The sequence below is a fragment of the Vibrio sp. Vb0937 genome (assembly GCF_033338855.1).
On sequence record NZ_JAWOTK010000104.1, the window covers coordinates 1 to 1,827 of the forward strand.

The 1,827-nt window shown below is 48.7% G+C and carries 1 protein-coding gene; it reads right to left on the minus strand.

Annotation, left to right across the window (positions count from 1 at the left end; all coding sequences use genetic code 11):
* Positions 1–111 precede the first annotated feature (111 nt).
* Complete coding sequence (gene rmuC / locus R7P67_RS23500) at positions 112–1,656, minus strand: DNA recombination protein RmuC (RefSeq protein WP_318086151.1); 1,545 nt, start codon at positions 1,654–1,656, stop codon at positions 112–114.
* Positions 1,657–1,827: the final 171 nt, after the last annotated feature.

The window sequence follows — 1,827 nt, forward strand, 5'->3', positions numbered from 1 at the left end:
CGCTGTATTGGATTGCAAGCTTGTGTCCGTCATTCTAATTCCTCTTGGGCAGCACTTGTTCACTACAGGGCGTTTGCTGACAATGAAAGTCGCCCTCTGTACTGCGGGCGATTAGTTTACTTTATCCTCAGCCGGATGTCTTTCTACTAACGATTCATTTGGTGATTCATTTTCTGAAAATGCATCACTTTGCGCCAACTGCGCAAGGTCAGAAGAAATCGGTCGTTTGATTTCAACCCCCAACTGCCTAAAGCTCTCAGCTTGACGAATCACGTTGCCACGACCTGTCGCCAGCTTGTTCATAGCGCCTTGATAGGTTTGGTTCGCTCGGTCTAATGCGCTGCCCAACCCTTCCATGTCATCGATGAATAAGCGCAGCTTGTCGTACAGTTTGGTGGCGCGCTGGGCGATCAGTTTGGCGTTTTCATTCTGACGTTCGTTGCGCCATAAATTGTCGATGGTGCGCAGTGCCACCAGCAACGTGGTTGGGCTAACCAAGATGATGTTTTGCTCCATCGCATCTTTGATCAAGCTTGGATCAGCTTGAATCGCCACTTGGAACGCCGGCTCTACCGGAATAAACATCAGCACATAATCGAGACTTTGGATGCCTTTGAGCTTGTGGTAATCCTTCATGCTCAAACCTTTGATGTGCGCACGCAGTGCGGTGAGGTGAGCACTTAACGCGCGGTCGCGTTCAGCATCCGTTTCGGCATTGAAGTAGCGCTCGTACGCCACCAATGCCATTTTCGAATCGACCACCACTTGCTTGTTTTGTGGCAAATGCACAATCACATCCGGTTGGTAACGCTTGCCCGCTTCGCTCTGTAGGTTCACTTGCGTTTCGTACTCGTGCCCTTCGCGCAGTCCCGATTCGGCTAAAACGCGCGCCAACACCACTTCACCCCAGTTACCTTGCTGTTTGTTATCGCCTTTGAGCGCTTGGGTCAGGTTCACGGCTTCTCGAGTCATTTGTTCATTGAGGCGTTGCAGATTTTTCAGCTCATGCACCAGCGTATGACGCTCTTTAGCTTCTTGGCTAAAGCTGTCGTTGACTTGCTTTTTGAAACCTTCTAACTGCTCTTTTAACGGTGACAACAACCCTTCTAAACTTTGACGATTTTTCAAATCGACTTTCGCGGTTTGCTTTTCAAACAGTTGGTTGGCAAGTTGCTCAAACTGTTGTTTCAGACGCACTTCGGCCTGCTCTAAAATTTGCAGTTTTTCCGCATTAGCCTGATTCATTTGTTCGTGGCGCGCCTGCTGCTCACGAAGCTGCGTTTCCAAACGGGATTTTTGTTCGCGCATTTGGCCCAGCTCATCAAAATACTGCTGACGTTCTTGTTTGACGGCTTCGAAGTAACGCAATTTCTCCATGGCCGCCATCAACTTGCCGTGCGATTGGCGCACTTCAAAGGCCGCTTTATCGCGCTCGTTGTCGAGTTCATCCAACTCTTGCTGCGCATCTGCAAGGCTTTGCTTTACTTGTTCAAGCTGTTGTTGGTGAAGCTGTTTTTCTGACACCAACTGCTGTCCGAGTAGTTGAGTCTGGGTAATAAAGCGCTGCTTTACCCACCAACCCACGGCGACACCGCTCGCTGTCGCGGCAAAAAGAGAAGAAAGAATGAAAGATTGATGCTCAAGAATCCATTGCATAATAGCGAGTTAGCCTATGTTTTATATCTTTATCAATGGTATTTAGACACTGGATAAATGTCCAGTTTGTTGGATGAAAAATCCTCGCATACACTAGGCACTCCGTACAACATACCCACTCCCGCTCACTCTTTCAGCAAAGAGCGGCACATCATCACACAGAGGCATCAT

Excerpts from the sequence above, each read along its gene's own strand:
- rmuC (WP_318086151.1), bottom strand. The coding sequence starts at position 1,656 with ATGCAATGGATTCTTGAGCATCAATCTTTCATTCTTTCTTCTCTTTTT.